This window comes from Cardiobacteriaceae bacterium TAE3-ERU3 (genome assembly GCA_019218315.1).
GTDB lineage: Bacteria > Pseudomonadota > Gammaproteobacteria > Cardiobacteriales > Cardiobacteriaceae > JAHUUI01.
The window spans coordinates 185,012-204,596 of record JAHUUI010000001.1 but is presented as its reverse complement, the minus strand read 5'-3'; the positions used below and the strand labels follow the sequence as shown (position 1 = coordinate 204,596).

10 protein-coding genes are annotated in these 19,585 nt (G+C 45.7%); 8 read left to right on the top strand and 2 right to left on the bottom strand.

Features of this window, described 5'->3' with window-relative positions; all coding sequences use genetic code 11:
- Positions 1-23 precede the first annotated feature (23 nt).
- Positions 24-1,559: a phospholipase D family protein gene (locus KRX19_00830; protein ID MBV7433559.1), complete on the top strand. Its 1,536-nt coding sequence runs from the start codon at positions 24-26 to the stop codon at positions 1,557-1,559.
- A gap of 48 nt (positions 1,560-1,607) precedes the next feature.
- Here the strand turns inward: KRX19_00830 and purH are convergent, their stop codons facing one another.
- Entirely contained in the window at positions 1,608-3,185 is a 1,578-nt protein-coding gene (gene purH / locus KRX19_00825) for a bifunctional phosphoribosylaminoimidazolecarboxamide formyltransferase/IMP cyclohydrolase (protein ID MBV7433558.1), read from the bottom strand.
- A 334-nt stretch (positions 3,186-3,519) separates the two neighbouring features.
- Here purH and lptD point away from each other — a divergent pair, with 334 nt between their 5' ends.
- Genes lptD through KRX19_00805 form a run of 4 tightly spaced genes read left to right on the top strand, consistent with a single transcriptional unit; the run spans position 3,520 to position 8,562 of the window.
- Complete coding sequence (gene lptD / locus KRX19_00820; protein MBV7433557.1) at positions 3,520-5,721, top strand: LPS assembly protein LptD; 2,202 nt, start codon at positions 3,520-3,522, stop codon at positions 5,719-5,721.
- Positions 5,721-7,004 (top strand): peptidylprolyl isomerase, encoded by a 1,284-nt coding sequence (locus KRX19_00815; GenBank protein ID MBV7433556.1) that lies wholly within the window; start codon positions 5,721-5,723, stop codon positions 7,002-7,004. The genes lptD and KRX19_00815 overlap by 1 nt, the downstream gene beginning before the upstream one ends.
- A gap of 35 nt (positions 7,005-7,039) precedes the next feature.
- Entirely contained in the window at positions 7,040-7,825 is a 786-nt protein-coding gene (gene rsmA, locus KRX19_00810) for a 16S rRNA (adenine(1518)-N(6)/adenine(1519)-N(6))-dimethyltransferase RsmA (protein MBV7433555.1), read from the top strand.
- Entirely contained in the window at positions 7,822-8,562 is a 741-nt protein-coding gene (locus tag KRX19_00805) for an SDR family NAD(P)-dependent oxidoreductase (GenBank protein ID MBV7433554.1), read from the top strand. Before rsmA ends, KRX19_00805 begins: the two co-directional genes overlap by 4 nt.
- A 104-nt stretch (positions 8,563-8,666) precedes the next feature.
- Here the strand turns inward: KRX19_00805 and KRX19_00800 are convergent, their stop codons facing one another.
- The gene (locus tag KRX19_00800; protein MBV7433553.1) at positions 8,667-9,227 is read right to left on the bottom strand and encodes a DNA-3-methyladenine glycosylase; all 561 of its coding nucleotides are present in this window, start codon (positions 9,225-9,227) and stop codon (positions 8,667-8,669) included.
- Between the two features lie 104 nt (positions 9,228-9,331).
- Between KRX19_00800 and glnE the strand changes: the two genes are divergently transcribed.
- The 3 genes from glnE to KRX19_00785 all read left to right on the top strand — a co-directional run bounded on the left by glnE (position 9,332) and on the right by KRX19_00785 (position 19,417).
- Positions 9,332-12,142 carry a bifunctional [glutamate--ammonia ligase]-adenylyl-L-tyrosine phosphorylase/[glutamate--ammonia-ligase] adenylyltransferase gene (glnE, locus tag KRX19_00795; GenBank protein MBV7433552.1) on the top strand — a complete coding sequence of 937 codons (2,811 nt, stop codon included), beginning with the start codon at positions 9,332-9,334 and terminating at the stop codon, positions 12,140-12,142.
- Positions 12,143-12,325: 183 nt separating this feature from the next.
- Positions 12,326-18,595, top strand: a complete 6,270-nt coding sequence (locus tag KRX19_00790; GenBank protein ID MBV7433551.1) for a YadA-like family protein — start codon at positions 12,326-12,328, stop codon at positions 18,593-18,595.
- A 45-nt stretch (positions 18,596-18,640) separates the two neighbouring features.
- A complete protein-coding gene (locus KRX19_00785) occupies positions 18,641-19,417 on the top strand; it encodes an OmpA family protein (GenBank protein ID MBV7433550.1) in 777 nt (258 codons plus the stop codon).
- Positions 19,418-19,585: the final 168 nt, after the last annotated feature.

Here is a 19,585-nt window from a genome sequence, read left to right as displayed (position 1 = left end):
ATTTTTTGAGAAGATTTGGGCTTATGTGGGTTAAGTTGGGTATTGGTTTTCTGGCTGTGCTAATTGGGGTGGCTTTGTTAGCGTGGGGGAGCTATCGCCCATTACCGGAGCGTGCACATTTACACTGGAAAAATATACCGGTGCCAGATCATGCCAGTCCGTTGTCTGCGTTAGTCAGCAGGATGACAACGGCTCATGACGGATTAAGTGGTGTCAAAGCATTGTCTGCTGGGCGTGAGGCATTTGCCATGCGCGCTGTATTGGCCGCTTCGGCTGGGCAGACCATAGATGCACAATATTATATTTGGCATAACGATACAGCCGGTCAGTTGCTTTTTGCGGCATTGCGTGATGCAGCTGATCGAGGTGTGCGTGTACGCCTGCTTCTAGATGATAATAATACTCGAGGTATGGATGAGCTACTGACCTCATTAAATGCGCATGAGATGATTGAAATCCGCTTGTTTAATCCATTCATGCACCGCAAGTGGCGTGCCATGGGCTATCTCAATGACTTTTTTCGCCTTAATCGCCGCATGCACAATAAATCCTTCACCGTTGATAACGTTGCGACCGTAATTGGAGGACGTAATATTGGTGATGAATACTTCGAAGTTGGTGATGGAGTGATGTTTGCTGATTTGGATGTCTTGGCCGTTGGCTCGGTTGTTGATGATGTTGAGCAGGACTTTGAGCGTTATTGGTCAGCTGAATCCGTGTATCCACTTTCAGCAATTATACCTGATCAGGGAGAGTCGGCTGATCCTTTGGCTAGCGTAGATGAATCCGTAGAAGCACAGGCGTACCTTGAAGAAATAGCCAATACAGACGTTATGCGCTACATCCTGACCGAACAAAATTTACCATTAGTATGGACGTCCGTACGCCTGATTAGTGATGATCCGGCAAAAGGGTTGGGCGCTGCTAAAGAAGGGCGGACGGTATCGGAAAAATTACGCCAACAAGTTGGGAATATTCGAGAACGGTTAGTGTTGGTATCACCATATTTTGTGCCAACAGCAGAGGGTACGGCTGCCTTGATTGGTTTGATAAAAGACAATATCAATGTCGAAGTACTGACGAATTCACTTTCGGCAACTGATGTGGCTGTGGTTCATGCGGGCTATGCGAAATACCGCAAACCACTGCTGCGTGGTGGTGTAAAGCTCTATGAATTGAAATCAGACAGTACGATTGAAAATGCGCAGGATACTGGCCTGACCGGGCACAGTGGCTCAAGCTTACACGCTAAAACGTTTGCCATAGATGGAGAACGTTTATTTATTGGCTCGTTTAATTTAGATCCACGCTCGGCACATTTGAATACGGAAATGGGCTTTTTGATTGATAGCCCTGAGTTGACGCAAAAGCTGGAAACAGCATTGGCTGAAAATATATCTCAGCATGCCTATCAAGTTGGCTTTTCAGATGGTGAATTGGTGTGGCGCAGCTATGATCATGGCCGGGAGACTATTTTTGATCAGGAGCCTGAAAGCAGTACTTGGAAAAAAATACAGGTAACCATCTTTTCGTGGTTGCCAATTGAATGGCTACTGTGATGCTTTAGATTGCCCCTAAATGGTTAGGGGCAATCTAAGAGTAGTTACTTAGTGGCGGAAATGGCGCATGCCGGTAAAGATCATGGCGATACCATGCTCATTTGCGGCATCAATAACTTCTTGATCGCGCATTGAGCCACCTGGCTGAATGATAGCCTTGACGCCTGCTTTGGCGGCTGCATCGACGCCATCACGGAACGGGAAGAACGCATCACTGGCCAGTACTGAGCCAGCTGCATCAAGGCCTTCATCGGCCGCTTTTTGTACAGCAATTTGTGAAGAGTAAACCCGGCTAGTCTGCCCAGCTCCAATGCCAATGGTTGCGTTGTCTTTGGCAAGCACGATGGCATTGGATTTAACTGATTGAACTACACGCCAAGCAAACAGCAGGTTTTCCAGTTCATCATGTGAAGGCTCACGAGCTGTAACCACTTGTAAGTCTTCTTTGCTGATACTGCCGTTGTCCCAGTCCTGAACCAGCAATCCGCCACGAACGCTGCTGAGTTGCCGCCCCTCTTTACCGTGACCGCTGCCATCAATTTGCAACACACGGATATTGGGCTTCTGGGTTAATACTTTCAGTGCAGCTTCGCTATATGCTGGTGCGAGAATTACCTCGACGAATTGTCGGCTGATAATCTCTTGTGCGGTTTCTTCGTCAAGGCCACGGTTGAACGCGATAATACCGCCAAATGCAGAAGTTGGATCACAGCGGTGAGCATAATTGTATGCCTGCATCACGCTTTCACCGGTCGCTACGCCGCAAGGGTTTGCATGCTTGACGATAACGCAAGCTGTGTCTTCAGTGAAGCGCAGTGCTGTCGTTAACGCCGCATCTGCATCTGCGATGTTGTTGTAAGAAAGTGCTTTGCCCTGATGCTGCTTCGCTGTTGCAAGGCTGTTGCCAACAGGCTTGTTACTCTTATAAAAAGCAGCTTTCTGGTGAGGGTTTTCGCCGTAGCGAAGCGTATCAACCAGCGTATAGGTTAGATGTAGCTGAGTGGGGAAGTCGTTTGTGTCCTCCGCCTTGGAATCAAAAGCACGTGACAGATAATCAGTAATGGCACTGTCATATTCAGCCGTATGAGCAAATGCTTTTACTGCCAATGAACGGCGCAGATTAAGATCAAAATGATTTTGCTCGATTGCACTAATGACACGCGGATAGTCAGTTGGGTCAACAACAATGCCAACATGCTGGTGATTCTTTGCTGCAGCTCTCACCATGGTTGGCCCACCAATATCAATATTTTCGATCGCCTCTTCAAGAGTGACGTCAGGTTTAGCGATGGTTTCACGGAATGGGTAAAGATTCACGACAACCAAATCAATAGCGGCGATACCGTGCTCGGCCATGACAGCTTCATCTGTACCACGGCGTGCGAGGATACCCCCATGAATATTTGGGTGCAGTGTTTTTACCCGGCCAGCCATGATCTCTGGAAAACCCGTATGCTCACTGACGTCGGTCACATCAATACCTGCTTCACGCAGTGCCTTGGCCGTACCACCGGTTGAAAGAATATCCACGCCGCTTTGTTGAAGGCGTTTGGCAAAGTCGATCAGTCCGCTTTTGTTGGCAACACTAATTAGTGCACGAAGTGGTTTGGCAGAAGAGGAAGTCATGAGGGTCTCCAGTTTCATTCAAGGTGTTAAGGTGTGCATCATACAAGATGCAGGTTATTTGTGTGTATCTTGAGTAAGCAAAATCTCTATGGTCGTTTTTGTACCTATATTGGGGAAAGCCATGTCTAAACAAAGACAAGTATGAAATGAGTATGGTGGATTTGAGTGTAAACTTCTTACTGCATCGGTTGGCCTTGTTTAAAGAATAAACACGTATAAAACAATGGTAAGCTCTAAAGCAGCTCGATATTCTATGGCGAGAAGTTTTATTTGCAAGACTATTACTCAGCTTTGCTAGAATAGCCGACTACTTATGTAACGTATGGAATAGAAGTTGACCATATTGCACCGAGGATGGGTAAGTTTACTGTTAGTCCCATTGACTGCATCGGGTGTCCAGTGTCCGGTGGATCAGCTGGATCGCTATACCACTTTGGGTGGAGACCCTCAAAATGAGCGTGTTGATGTAGAAGCGGATAACTCTGAGGCAAATTATGGTAGCGCTATATTTACAGGTAGCGTAGAGATGCGACAGGGCGATAAGCATCTATTCTCACCTAAACTCACCTATCAGCGTGAGAATGAGTCTGTTCAGACAGAGGGAAGCACTATATTTGCTAATGGAGAAGTGGCTGTTACAGGTGCCGATGCTGATTATGATTTAACACAACGCTTTGTTTCGATAAGAGAAGCACAATATTATCTAAAATCTGGAAACCTTGCTGCAGTCGGTAAGGCTAAATTGGCGAAATTTGATTTGGATAATGATGTATCAACTTTTGCTGACCCAACGTGGTCCACATGCCCGCGCAATGATCAAGTTTGGTCGTTAAAAGCGGGGACTCTCTCTATTGATCGTAAAGTAGGGCGAGCTGTTGCGCATAATGCGACGCTCAGGATCAAAAATGTACCGGTCTTTTATGTGCCTTACTTTTCTTTTCCTATTGATAGTAGGCGAGCTAGCGGTTTCTTGACACCATCTGCACGCTTAAGTGAGGGAAGTGGCTTAGAGCTGGACATTCCATATTACTGGAACATTGCGCCAAATCAGGATGCAACATTTAATCTACGCCCGATGACTAAGCGCGGCTTTATGTTTGGTAGTGAGTACCGCTATCTTGGCGAGCGACAAAGTGCGGTTTTAAGTGGTGCATTTCTTCCTCATGATAAAAATGCTGAGAATGCCAATCGTTGGTCGTGGCGTGCAGATTACAATTATCGCTTCAATGATCAATGGCAAGCAAATATTTTGCTGCAAGAGGTATCGGACTTAAACTATATTGAAGATTTTTCCAATACCTTGTCCATCTACGATCAGTGGTATCTGGAACGCAATGCTTCTTTGGTTGGTAATACCGGCTATGGCAATCTTATGTTGCGTGTGCAGGATTATGAGCGGGTGAGTAATAATGTTACGGGAAGTGATGTGCCGTATGCGAGAAAACCGCAGTTACTCTACAACAAGAACTGGCTGCAAGATGGCTGGCGTTACGGTGTGACAGCTGAGTCTGTCCGTTTTGATAAACGTGAAGCCGTCGATGGTTGGCGCAATAGTATCGATGCAGAAGCATCTTATCGAGTGTCACGAGACTATGGCTATTTTGAGCCCAAAATAAGTGTGAATATGGCGCACTATAGTTTTGACCATACCAATGCCGCCTATCCGGAGAACTCATTTACACGCGCATTACCAACGTTGAGCTTAGATGGGCAGTTGGAATTTGAACGTTCATTTGAAATGCTGGATAAAAGCTGGCGGCAGACGCTTGAACCACGTTTGTTTTACCTATATACGCCGTATAAAGACCAAAGTAGTGTGCCTAATTTTGATAGCAGCCTGCGTTCACAATCATGGGACTGGCTATTCGCACGTAATCGCTTTGTGGGCGGAGACCGAATCGGTGATGCTAACCAGCTGACGACGGCAATAACAACGAGATTTTTTGATAATGAAGATGGCCAAGAGAAGCTACACTTGTCTTTAGGGCAAGTGCAGTATTTTGCCGATCGTCGCGTGGCTTTGCCCGGGAAGACAGTACGGAATCGTGGTCGTTCAGATTTGATTATCGATGCAGCCTATCAAGTAGATAGCCATTGGAACATTCGCGGGCTTTCATTCTGGGATATGGATGAGCGACAAAATCGGCGCAGTATTGTTGATATACGTTACAATCTCGATACAGACCGGTTTGCAGGTTTTAGCCACCGCTATGAAGAAAATGATTATGATCAATTGTCACTGTATGCATTGTGGCGGTTTAATAGCCGTTGGCGGGCTTTCTTACGTCAGGATTATTCGCTGCGCCATGATCGTTCAATCAATAGTTTGGCTGGGATTGAGTATAACGATTGTTGCTGGGCATGGAGATTATTAGGTAAACGTTATCGAGATGATCCCACCGAGCCTAATTTGCGTAATGCGCTATACTTGGAATTTGTCTTAAAAGGGCTTGGGAGAATCGGGAATGGCTCAGGTTCAGTGCTCATAAATGAGATCAGTGGTTATCGACCACTGGCAGAAGATAGGAGTTTTTAATGCGACAATGGATTTTGGTAACTTTGTTATTAAGTACCTCTATGGGAGCTTCGGCTCAGCAGTTTGGACCTGCAAATACAAGCCCTTTACAAGGAATTGACGAAACTGCCGTAGTAGTAAATAACGAGAGTATTTCTCGCCGCCAACTGGCCGCAGAAATCGCACGTGAGCGTCGTTTATTACCAGCAGATATTAACGTACCTGCATCTGCACTAGAGCAGCAGCTTACTGAGCGGGTCGTTATGGCGCACTTAATTCAGCAGCTCAAAGAGCGCTTGAATGTGACGGCGAGCGAAGAAGAAATCTCAGGTGCTATCGCAAGCGTTGCTCAACAGAACGGCGTCTCTCCCAGTGAACTGCTGAATCGCGTTCGTCGTGATACAGGATTAGATGAGCAAGCTTATCGGGCGCAGATTGCTGGTACCATCGTGGAAAATAAGCTTAAACAAGGATTAGTTGGGCGCGATATCAATGTCACGCCTGCGGATATTGATGCACAAATTGCACAAATTGCTCGGCAAAGCAATATTGCTATAGAGCTACAAGATTTACTGTTGCCTACGCCTTCTGGCAGTGCAGAAGAGCGTGGAGAAATTGTCCGAAAGCAAATGCACGCACTATCACAAGCATTAAAAGATGCTGATAGTGACTTGCAGCAGGTTGCCGCTGCAATGCCTGAAGCACGTCTGGTTAACCTTGGTACTGTCAGTATGGCGCAGATCCCACCACGCTTTGCGCAAGCCATCGCCACGCTACCTATCGGTGAAGTGCTTAGTGAGCCAGTTGTTGATCAGGATGGGATGCACTTCCTCAAAGTACTGACGCGTCAAAGTGATGGCAATCTACTGATTCCGGAAGCAAAAGTTGAGCATATTCTCCTGCGGGTTAACGGTGAAGAAGATATTGCTGCACAAAAAGTTATGATTGATGAAATTTATCATCTCTTGCAGCAAGGTGCTGATTTTTCAGCGTTGGCAAGCAAGTATTCGCAAGATCCAGGGTCAGCCGTACGTCAGGGGGATTTAGGCTGGATGAGTGCGGACCAAGTCGTTCCAGCTTTTGCCAATGCAATGCTCAATGTACCATTGAATACAATTTCCCAGCCATTCCTGAGCCCTTATGGATGGCATATTGTACGCGTCAGTGATCGTCGAGAAGTTGATCGTGCAGATGATGTATTGCGTGCACGTATCCGCGAAAGCCTGTTCAATAAATATCTGGAAGATGCTTGGCAACAGCGCCTTATCCAGTTGCGCCAGCAGGCTTATGTTGAATTCCGTTGATCTTGATATTGAATACAGTACGGTGGTGTTGACCCATGGCTGAAGTTAAAGCAGCAAAACATCTTGGGCAACATTTTCTTACCGATGAGTCAGTCATTTCTCGCCTTGTTGCAGCCATCCAGCCACAGCAAGGCGTAGATATTGTGGAAATTGGTCCGGGGCTTGGGGCACTGACGCTACCGTTGCTGAAAGAGTGCGCTAAACTCACGGCAATTGAATTTGATCGTCGTGTGCTGTCGCCACTAGCGCGTGATGCTGCGCAATATGGTCAGCTTGAAATCATCAATGCAGATATTCTTAGCGTTGATTTTGCATCGCTTAATCTGAAATCGCCATTAAAGGTTGTTGGGAACTTACCCTACAATCTCTCCTCGCCGATCATTTTTCACTGCCTTGCTCAGCGAACGTTAATTCAAGACATGTATTTTATGTTGCAGAAAGAAGTCGTTGAGCGCTTGTGTGCTGTGCCGGGTAGCAAGACTTATGGGCGGCTCAGTATTATGGTGCAATTGTGGTGTCAGGCAGAAGCATTATTTGAAATACCGCCGGACGCCTTTGATCCTCCGCCAAAAGTTGATTCTGCGGTCGTGCGGCTCACGCCTCTTGCAGAACCGGCTTGGCCTGTAGCTGATTTTGCTGTATTTGATCAAATTGTTCGTGCGGCATTTGGGCAGCGACGAAAAATGTTGCGTAAATCATTGAGCCAATGGTTCAGTGCTGCAGATTTTGTAGCGCTGGAAATTGACCCAACTGCACGCCCGGAATCACTTGGTGGTGAAGTCTTTGCCCGGCTTGCAAATCATCTCTCGGAGGCAACATGAAAAAAACGACTGTAATAATTACCGGGCATAGCCAAGGCCTTGGTGCGGCACTAGCTGAACAGTGGTTGAGCAAAGGGGCTCGCGTTGTGGGAATATCGCGTAGCAGTAATACTGCATTACGTGCCCAGTATCCAGAAAACTTAATTGAAGTTTCGCTCAACCTGATGGATACCGATGCACTATGCCAGTGGCTAAAAAATGATGCCTCATGGGATGAGTGGTGTGCAGAGCAAAGCATCTTGTGGTTGTTTAATAATGCAGGCACGGTCTCTCCCTCATTGCTGCTCGGTAATCAAGGTAGCGAAGCTGTTGCCAAGGCAGTCGCGTTGAACGTGCAGGCGCCACTGATCCTGTCCGATGCGGTTGCAGCGCAGCGTTCACCTTCATTGGGCTGTAATATCGTCCATATATCGAGTGGTGCAGCGCACAAACCTTATCCCGGTTGGTCTGTTTACGGTGCATGTAAGGCAGCGCTTGACCAGCATGCACGCAATGCCAATGCAGAGCGCAATGGCGTTGACGTTATCAGTATAGCGCCGGGTGTGGTTGATACTGCCATGCAGGCACACCTCCGCAGCAGTAAAGACTTTCCTAATCAGGAGCGCTTTATAGATCTGCATTCGCAAAAGCAGCTCCAAAGCCCTGCTGAAACTGCGGCTCTTATCTTGCAATATTGCTTGGGTGAGCGTTTTGGCAAGCAGCCAGTCGTTGATCTGCGTGATTTAAGCTCCAGCTAAGTTTATAGCGAATTGGAACGCTATATCAAAAGCCCCGACAAAATACATATATTGATTTTTTCGGGGCTTAATTGTATGTGTCTTCTGAGGTATGACATCAAGCATCAATACTGGATTTCAGCTGGATCAAGGCTGCGCCACAGATACCATGTCGCGACGCTACACCACGGCTCAAATCGCTCGCGATAGAGATTGCGCGCTTTTGCAGGAGTCAGGTGCTCATCGTGATGATAGTGGCGCTCAAGTGCTCGCAGCAGGCCGATGTCATCCACCGGAAATACATTGGGGCGCATCAAGGTAAAAATCAAAAACATCTCTGCACTCCAGCGGCCAATGCCGCGAATGGAAGAAAGCTCGGTAATAATCTCCTCATCACTGCGCTGGGTAAAGTAGCTATCGTGGATGTCATTGTTGGCAAAATATGCGCAGACCGCATGAATATACTCAGCTTTTCGCTGTGACAATCCCAAGCTGCGTAGCTGCTCTTCATTGATGGCCTGAATGTGCTTCACCTCGATCGGTGTATGTGTCGTCAGCCGTGCCCAAATAGCATCAGCGGCTTTGACGGAAATTTGCTGACCAACGATAGCGCGGATCAGCGTCTCAAAAGGGCGGCCGCGGCTCTTAACGTAACTATTTGGGTAAGCCTCTATAAGTGATGCCATAACAGCATCTGCGCTACTCAGTTCAGCGGTGGCTTGTGGCCAGTATTTAGGTTTCATAGGCTACAATAAGCAAAATAACAGTCTAACATTTGCGGAGAATAATCATGGCCAGTATTGAAAGCAGGGTAGCACGTTGGCAAGATGCCTGGGGAGAAGATGTGCCGCAATGGGCCAACGATGCCGCCGTACAGCGAACCATTACCGCAAGTGAATATGCAGCCCAACAGCTACAGCGCAGGCCGCAAGCCTATGAACTACTGGCAGCACAAGAAGGCTGGGCACAATATGACTTTGCCGCAGCCTTTGAGCAGTGGAAGCAGCCCGCAGCAGGTGGAAAGTGTGGCGGAGCCGAGTTTATGCAACTGTTGCGTCGTTTCAAGCACTGCCATCAAGTTGCACTAATCCATGCTGTAGTTAATGCGCAAATCGAACAGCATGACTTCCTCATCGCCATCTCGGCGCTGGCCTCAGCCTTGGTGGATGCTGCACACAGTTATGCCTATCAGCAATTGAGTAAGCGCTATGGCGAGCCGAAAGATGAGTATGGCAAGCCATTTGGTATGGCTATTCTTGCAATGGGTAAATTTGGTGGTGGAGAGCTGAATTTCTCTTCGGACATCGACCTGATCTTTGCTTATCGTTGCCAAGGCGAAACTGATGGTGGTGATGGCGGTAAATCCATTGCTTACGAAATGTTTTTCCGTAAGTTGGCGCAAAAAATTATCTACTTACTCGATCACGTCACGGAAGATGGCATGGTTTATCGCGTGGATATGCGCTTGCGCCCATTTGGGCAGACGGGCCCATTAGCACTCTCATACAACGCGTGTGAGCAATATTACCTACTGCATGGGCGGGACTGGGAACGTTACGCCATGATGAAAGCGCGCCCTGTCGCCGGGGACGTTGAAGGAGGTTATCAGCTGCTTAAAGTATTGCGGCCATTCATGTATCGCCGCTATCTGGACTATGCAGCACTACATGCAATCATAGAAATGAAGCAGGAAATCAATCGCCAAATACGGGAAGACGGCCTGCAAAATCACGTCAAGCTTGGTCGTGGTGGCATACGTGAAGCAGAATTTTCCGTGCAAGCGATGCAATTGATTTACGGTGGGCAGTATCCGCGCCTACAAGAGCAAAACTTTCTGCACGTCCTGTCCGACCTTGCCAAGCTTGAACTCTGGAACCGCCAAGATGCGGAAGCATTGTGCCAAGCCTACCTCTTCTTGCGCGAAGTAGAAAATGCACTGCAGTTTGACCGCGAACAACAAACCCACCAATTGCCCGACGGTACGGACAAAAAAGCCTGGGCACGTCTGGCGTTGGCATGCGGAGGTCTGAGTATTGAGGCATTACAATCCGAGCTTAATCAGGCACGCGAAACGGTTTACAACATATTCAGCCAAATATTTGCCGAAGAAGATGGTTGTGAAGAGCAAAACACCATGTATTTTGATTGGCAAAATCCGGATGCAGAACAAACCACAGCATGGTTTCTGAACCAAGGTAGCGAAGAAAAGCAGGCCGAAGCACTAAGTAAGCAAATTGAAGCATTTGCCCGGCAAGTGCCTTGGGCAAGGCTGCCCAAAAGCACGCTGCAGCGCCTCGATAAACTGCTCCCGCAAGTATTGCAGCTTGCCACAGCTCAACAGTCACGCACCAAAGGCATCGCTGGGGTGCTGGATCTAATTGTGGCCGTTTGTGGTCGAGGCGTCTATATCGACATGCTGGCTGAGCAGCCACGCTTGATAGGTCACCTGCTCGACATTGCAGCAAGCTCGACTTGGTTGATGCAATTTATCTGCGCGCATCCATTAGTCATTGATGACGTCCTCGGCGAACGCACAGTTATCTCAGATCCTGCACAGCTGGCCGAAGACCTTGCAGCGCGGCTTGAACGCTGTGAAGATGACGAGGACTGGCTGCATGCACTGCGTGACTTCAAGCACGCGCAAGTCTTTAAAATCGCTTGGGCGGACGTTCATGGCGATTTGCCGCTCATGAAAGTCAGCGATTATTTAAGCCACATCGCTACACTTGTTCTGAGTAGTGCCTATCAGCGCGCTTACTCAACCCTGAGTGCACGCTACGGAGAACCCAGGCTGCCGGATGGCACACTCGCAGAATTTGCCATTATTGGCTATGGTAAGTTAGGTGGCCTTGAGCTGAGCTATGGCTCAGACCTTGACCTCTTATTTCTGTACGATCAAAAAGGGCAGCAAGGGGAAACCGATGGTAAAAAAGCCATCGCCAATGAGCAATTCTTCACCCGCTTAGTGCAGCGGCTTAATAACTACCTCTCTGCACCCTCAACCAGTGGCGTACTCTATGAAGTCGATACGCGATTGCGTCCCGGTGGAAAATCAGGGCTTGTCGTCAGCAGTATTCAGGCATTTGCCCGCTACCAGCAAAATGAAGCATGGACGTGGGAACACCAAGCACTCACCCGTTCGCGCTATATTTGTGGCAGTGATTCACTAGGTGCTGCATTTGAGCGCTTGCGCCTCAATATATTAACTCAACCGCGGAACGACTCTCTCCGTGATGAAGTTGCACAGATGCGCGCTAAAATGCGTGAGCATCATAGACCGCACGATGCTAGCTTGTTTGATTTAAAACGGTCTCCGGGTGGGTTGGTTGATATTGAATTTATCGTTCAGTACCTCTTGCTTGCTCATGCCAGTGAAGAACCTGTCATTGCTCGAATGAGTGACAATATTCGTCAGTTGGCAGCATTAGAGGCGACTGGCATTATCACTTCATCTATGGCTATGACATTGCGTGATGCGTATCGTAAGCTACGGGGGGAAGCGCATCGTCAATACCTTAATAATAGCAACAGTGTTATACCCAATGAAGATTGGGCACGTACTGCAAATAGAGTAAAAATACTATGGCGTAATGTTTTTTGAGCTAATATTCCTGTTAAATAATTTTTTATTATTTTGAATATAATAGAAAATATTATGAATCCAGCCTGATTTAAGTATTGTTTTTGATTACATTCTATTTATAATGGCATGATTAATGCTTTACAAACAAGTTTACTCACAAAGGTTGTGAGTTAGTTTGCAAAGACATAATCGGATGGATCTATGAATAATATTTATAAAACGAAATACAATGAGTCACTTGGAGCGTGGGTAGCCGTACCTGAGATTGCCAAGGGAAGAGGGAAGTCTTCATCAGGGGGGCGAAAGTTAGTTGAAGCGACTTCTACAACTTCTTTACCTAAATTAATGCTGTCAGGGCTGACAATTGCATTGATGAATGTGCTTAGCATGCAGGCATTTGCTGCTCCTACTGAATGTCAAGTTGTATCAGGAAATGCCTTTCAGTGTGGCCCAGATGCTACAGCAATAACATCAGAGTCAGTCGCAGTAGGTCTACGAGCAACAGCTCAAGGATCGCAATCTACGGCTTTGGGTAATGATTCATTAGCTTATGGTTATGCATCGATGTCCAACGGTGGTAATCGCTCGGGAGGTACTGATGCACCTTATTATAATAAATTTGGTGATACAGCACCCGCCTATGATCCCGAATACTCAGCACCAACGAAAGATATAAATGGTGATGGTACAAAAACAGCAGTTGGTGTTTATGCACAATATGGTAGTGAAGCATTCCGTCGTAATGCCGCTATAGGTCATAATTCTCAGTCATGGGGTACACATGCTCAGTCGTTGGGTAATAACTCGATTGCTATGGGATTAACTGCAACGGCTGGCGATGCGAGTTTTGAGTTGTATGGATCACAGCCACTAGAACGTATTAAAGGAGTAGAAAAATTCAATAGTCGTTCAGGCGATAATACTATAGCAATTGGTACGTTAGCTTATGCGCTGTCTGACGATAGCCTCGCTTTTGGTAGGGATTCATTCGCAGTTATTGATAGTTCAGCAGCAGTTGGTGCTAAATCAGAAGCTAGACGTGGCTTATTTAATAGTACTGTTACAAGCAGTGATGAGAAAATCACTACAGAAAAAGCGCACGAAAATGCAAATAGGGTTTATGCAGTAGGCAATGCTGATGATGTACTGAAAACTCTGAAAAAAGACGATAACGGTAACTATCTGGGTGAATTTTCAGTAGGTAATGAAAAACAAACTCGTCAAATTACTAATCTTGCTGCAGGCTCTTTAGATACGGACGCCGTTAACGTGGCACAGTTGCGTAGCGTAGCTAATAGTACAGTTAAGTATTATAGCGTGAATGATGGCACAGAAGGCTCACTTGGCAGTGATACTGATCATAACAAGTCAAATAAAGGAGCTATCGGTGCTAATGCTCTTGCTGCTGGTGTGGGTGCAAAAGCATACGGGACAGACACCATTACTATTGGTCGAGGTACTGGGATTTTTAAAGAAACTCGGACTTCCGCAGAAGCCAATGTTGCAAATTATGATTTAACCGGAAATGTAAGCCTTGGTGCAGAGTCTGGTGTTGTCTTGAAAGCAGGTCAGCTTCCAAAAGACCCTAATGACACAGCGGTTAAGAAACAATACAATACGACATTAGGTTATGGCACCAAATCTTATGGCAGTAACAATGTGGCTATCGGTAATGGTAGCGTTGCTGGTATTGGTCTTGGTGTAAATGCGTATGGGAGTGACAAGACTACTCCTTATCCTACTCATGATAATGCAGTAGCTATTGGTAATGGTGCGATTGCAAGACAACAGTCCAGCATTGCAATTGGTGACGAAGCGGAAGTTCATAATAATGGTGCTAACGCAATTGCAATTGGTAGGGCTGCATTTGCACGTGACCATGAAGCAGTTGCAATTGGTGACAGTGCACAAGCTATCGGAATTGCTAGTACAGCAGTAGGGTATAAGACTGAGGCGTCAATGAGAGCAACAGCTGTTGGCTTTTCTTCTCAAGCTAATAGTTTTGATTCTGTTGCTATTGGAAGTGGTAACAGTGCTTGGGGGAAAGGCAGTGTATCATTGGGACATACAAACAAGATTGGTGATGCTTCTGTATACGAGACTGTTGGAAGAAAAAAAGTACTAAAAATAGATAATAATGCTCATTATGCTGTAGGAATAGGTGAGTCGAATAGAGTTTATGCAGGTAAATCAGTTGCAGTTGGATATAAAAATAATATCCAGAAAAATGCTATAGATAGCTTTGTTTTTGGTAACGAGAACATTGTTAGTGGCACAGAATCTATTGCTGTTGGTAAAGGTCACCGTGTAAGTGGTGAGCATTCAGGTGCTTTTGGTGACCCAACGATTATTAGCGGTAGTAACTCTTATGCTTTCGGTAATAACAACAAAATTGCTCAAGATAATACTTTTGTTTTGGGTAATAGCGTAACTACTAGCCAAAAAAATAGTGTCATACTTGGTAATGAGTCTACTGATCGTGAGGCGACACCAGAGAATGATGCAACAGTTAATGGCATTACTTATAGTGGCTTTGTAGGGCTCGGTTCTTCGGAAAATGGTGTAGTCAGTGTTGGTAACGCTGGTGGTGAACGTCAAATCATCAATGTTGCGGCTGGTAAAATCAGTGATGATAGTACAGATGCGATTAATGGTAGCCAGCTTTATCATGTAGCTTATAAATTAACTGACGAAATTAAAGCAGCTAAGACGGAAGTTATAGCTGGTAATAATGTTACTATTGATGAAGAAGATGACTCGAACGATGGTCATAAGAAATATACCGTCAATGCTAAGAAGAGCACAGTATCAGCGGGTTCAACTGATGTAGATGTCACACCAGGTGCAGAAACTAACGATACAACTGACTATGTAGTTGATTTAAGTCAGACAACTAAAGATAAGATTGCAAAAGGCGCAGCAGCTAAAGATACCGTTGACAATAAAGGCCTGACCTTTAATGCAGATGGTGGTACAAGTACAGGTATTAAAAAGCTAGGTAGTGAAGTTGCGGTTACGGGCGATAGCAATATCACAACCAAAGCTACGACAGACGGAGTACAAGTTACCCTAAATAAAGCACTTACTGGATTGACAAGCGTAGCTGTCACCAATGGGCCTACCATTAATGCTAGTGGCATTAGTATGGGTAATACAAAAATAACTGGTTTGGTAGATGGTACAGCAAATAGTGATGCAGTTAATCTTGGTCAGCTTAACAGCAAGTTAAATGCACAAAAAACGCATTACTTCCATGTCAATTCATCTGGCGGCATTAACTATAATAATAATGGTGCAACTGGTGTAAATGCCATGGCGATTGGTAGAGCAAGAGCTAATGGAGAAAGTGGTATTGCACTTGGTAATGGAGCAGTAGCCTATGACCCTAATGCTCTAGCCATTGGTAAAGGTGCGTATGTTGAAAATTACCTTGGTGAAAGCTCTGATGGTATTGCAATTGGATCGAATGCTCGCTCAGTACAAGGGGGCAGACGAGGATTCGTCCAAACCCTCCTTGGAAGATATATACCTGGTAGCACCAAAGGGATTGCGATTGGTAAAGATACCTATGCCAATGAAAGTACTGTTGATATTGGTGCTAAATCGGTCAATAACCAGACTAAAGGTGCGAACCGCAGAGGTGTGACCTCTGTTGGCGCCGATGCATTTGCGGCTGCGCACTTCTCAACGATCACCGGATCGTACTCAACCATTGTTAGTGATGCTAAAAAAACCATTAGTGGAGGCTTGCAAACTCAGGGATTTGCATCGACCATCAATGGTAGCTTGAACAGTATCATTGCTGATGGTGATTCAGGTGACGGTGTTTTGTATGATGGTGTAGCTAATGCTATAACCGGTACGGCTAACGTAATTGAGCACAGTAATGGTGCTTTGATCATGGGGGCCGGTAACAAAATTTCTAACTCTCGTAAAGAGCTTGTATTAAACGATATACCGACATTTGGTAATATTACAGACCCTAACAAACTAAATGAAATCCTCAATAAACGTGACACTAACGGTAAAAAGCCGGAGCTAGGCTCAGTAGGTATCTTTGGTGGGGGGAACGAAGTAGATTACGCGTACTATTCTAACGTTCAGGGTATCGATAATGCTTTGAAAGGGGGGGCAAATAGTGCCAGCCAGTATGTATCGATTGATGGTTATCGTAACCAGCTAAAAAATGTTCAGCACTTGATGAACTTTGGTAGCTTCAACAAGGTAACCAATGGCGAAGAGAACATCATTATGGGTAACTATAATGAGCTGGCCGGGGATGCTGAAGACCGCAGCGACGCGAAGCGCAACGTCGTCTTGGGCTTCCAGGATAAAGATGCAAACCTCATTGGCAAAAATATCAGTAATAACCAAATCATTGGTTCAAATGTCACTGTAGCCGAAGGCACAACCAAAGGTGTTTTGCTAGGTGATAATGCGAAGATTACTAAAGATAAGGATGATAAAGCACTTACCGGTGCTATAGCACTTGGTGCTGAATCTGTGGTGAATCGTGCAGCATTGAGCGTAACTGATATATCAGCTGTAGTATCTAATGCCAGCTCTGCGATCAATCAAGTATATGCTCTTGGTACTGCAACTGATGGTGATAAGCAGGCTATTGTTGATACTGTAAAAGGTGAGTTGGCCGCAGTTTCTGTTGGTGATACTTCTAGTTCAGATAAGACTCAGTGGAAGACACGTCAAATTACTGGCTTGGCCGCAGGTTCAGACGATACTGATGCAGTTAACGTAGCCCAGCTAAAAGCAGTAGCTAATAAGCTTGAAGATGTAAATACGACTGTAAATAAAGGCTGGAAGCTAAATACCGGTAGTACTGGTACCGGTAAAGTTGAAGGCAATGCCTCAACTAAAGTCGGCCCAGATGCTGAAGTTAAGTACATCGCTGGGGACAACATCAAGTTGATCCAAAATGGTACAGAGATTACTATTCAGGCTGATAACGTTGTTGCTTATGATAGTGATGCTAAAGACAAGATAACCTTGGGTGGTGCAGGTGCAAGCCCTGTAACGATTACTAATGTCAAAAACGGCGAGGTGTCAGCTACAAGTACGGATGCGATCAATGGTAGCCAGCTCCACGCTCAAGGTGTAGGCGTTCAAAATATCATTGGTGGTAGTACTACGTATAATCCACTAACCGGTGAATACGAAAATACTGATATTGGTGGTACTGGTGAAAGTAACATTAATGATGCAATTGCTGCAGTAAAAACGAGTGCGGCGGCAGCTAAAACGGAAGTGAAGGGAGAGGGAAACATCACTGTTACTCCTGATACTACTACTGCAAGTGATGGCCATACTATCTACACTGTGAAAATAAAAGACGATGTTACATTTAACAGTGCCAATATCGGTGGTGTCCAAATCTCTAGTGGGACTTCTTCCTCTGGTGGTAAGATTACCAATCTGGAAGATGGAGATATTTCATCTTCAAGTACAGATGCGGTCAATGGCAGTCAGTTGCATGAAACTAACGAGCGTGTAACCACTAACGCAGGTAACATTGCTAATAATACAACTACCTTAAATAAAGGTATGGACTTCGCCGGTAATAAAGGCGAGTTTAACCGTAAGCTTGGTGATAAAGTCACCATCAAGGGAAGCTTAGCTGATGGTGAAAAGGCTTCAAGCAGTAATATTCGCACAGAAGCAGATGATCAAGGCAATATTGAGATATTACTCGCAGATGCTCCGGAATTTAAGGGTAAAGTAACAGCTAAAGGCTTTGATGCCGGTGGTGAGAAAATCACCAATGTGGCTCGTGGTAACGTAGCGGCAGGCAGCACAGATGCAGTTAATGGCAGCCAGTTGTACGAAACAAACCAACGCTTGAATGCAAGTATCAGTAAGGTCAATGAAGGTCTTAACTTTAGTGGCGATACAGGCTCGACTCATAATGCTCAGCTTGGTTCTACCGTCCAAATTAAAGGTGCGGATAAAAATATCCAGACCCAAGTTTCTGGTAGTACGATCAAGATCAAACTTGCTAATAACCTCGAGGTAGATAGCGTAAAAGCCGGTGATACTGTGGTTAATAATGAAGGCGTTTCTATCCATAATGGCCCAAGCTTAACCAAAAATGGCATTAATGCTGGCAATCAGCGTATTACTGGTGTAGCTAACGGGCTTATTGCTCCAAATAGTCGAGACGCTGTGAATGGTGGGCAAATCTATGACTTAGCCAATGGTATCAATAACCATATCAATCAAGTTGATGATCGTGCTAGAGGCGGTATTGCTTCTGCGATGGCTTCGGCAGGATTGCCACAAGCGTACCTCCCAGGCAAGAGCATGATTTCAGCAAGTGCGGGTACCTATCGTGGTGAGACTGCGATCGCTATCGGGGTTTCCAGTATCAGTGATAATGGTAAATGGATCTTGAAAGGCACAGCTAACGCTAACAGAAATGATCTGGGTGTAAGTGTTGGTGTTGGTTACCAATGGTAATGAAGCCAAGTAACAAATAATTTGAATATTCAGATAGGAATGAACATGAAAATGAAAATAGCCGCCATAGGGTTGGCGATGATAGCACTTGGTGGTTGTTCCACTTTGACCAGCGTAGATAGCGCTGGTCAGCCGGAAGGTGAACTGGTTTGGCCAGAAGTTGGAAGAGCGATTACGCTGGATAATGACCGCGGTACTTATGGTGATATGAATCGTATCAGCCTTATTCGTAGTGGCGCGACACGTGATGATATTTATCAACTTATAGGGCGTCCTCAATTTGGTGAGGGCTTCCGCGTCCGTGAATGGGATTATGTATTCTATTTCCATAATAAAGACGGCGCAGAGCAAACCTGTCAATACAAAATTTTGTTTGACAATAACTTGATTGCTCGTGAATTTTATTGGAAGCCTGCATTTGAAGATGCCGACTATTCTTGCCCACCTCAGCAAAATGTGACACTTTCAGCTGACGCATTGTTCAGATTTGATGGTGGCAGTATGGCTGATTTGTTGAGCAAAGGGCGTGCGGAGCTTGAAATGCTAGCAAATACACTGACTGATAAAAGTATTCAGTCGGTGAATATTTATGGCTATACGGATAGACTTGGTTCGGATGCTTACAATCAGAAGCTATCTCAGCAGCGCGCTGAGACGGTCAAAGCCTATTTGGTTAATCATGGTGTAAACGCTTCGTTGATTTCAGCAGTCGGTAAGGGTGAGGCTGATCCTGTGAAAGTATGCTCGGATCAAGGAAGCCGTGATGAGCTGATCGCTTGTTTACAGCCTAACCGTCGAGTAGAAGTTGAGATTAACCGTTGATGATGCCTGATTTTCCATATGAGGTACCACTTTAGGTTATTTTATATAGAATTATTATCAGGTGATTAACGCTAAAAGCTCCGCTAGTAAACACTAGTGGAGCTTTTTATTGCTTAGTTTTTGGGGCAAGATAGAAAAGAAGCCGCATAAATGCGGCTTCTTTTCATC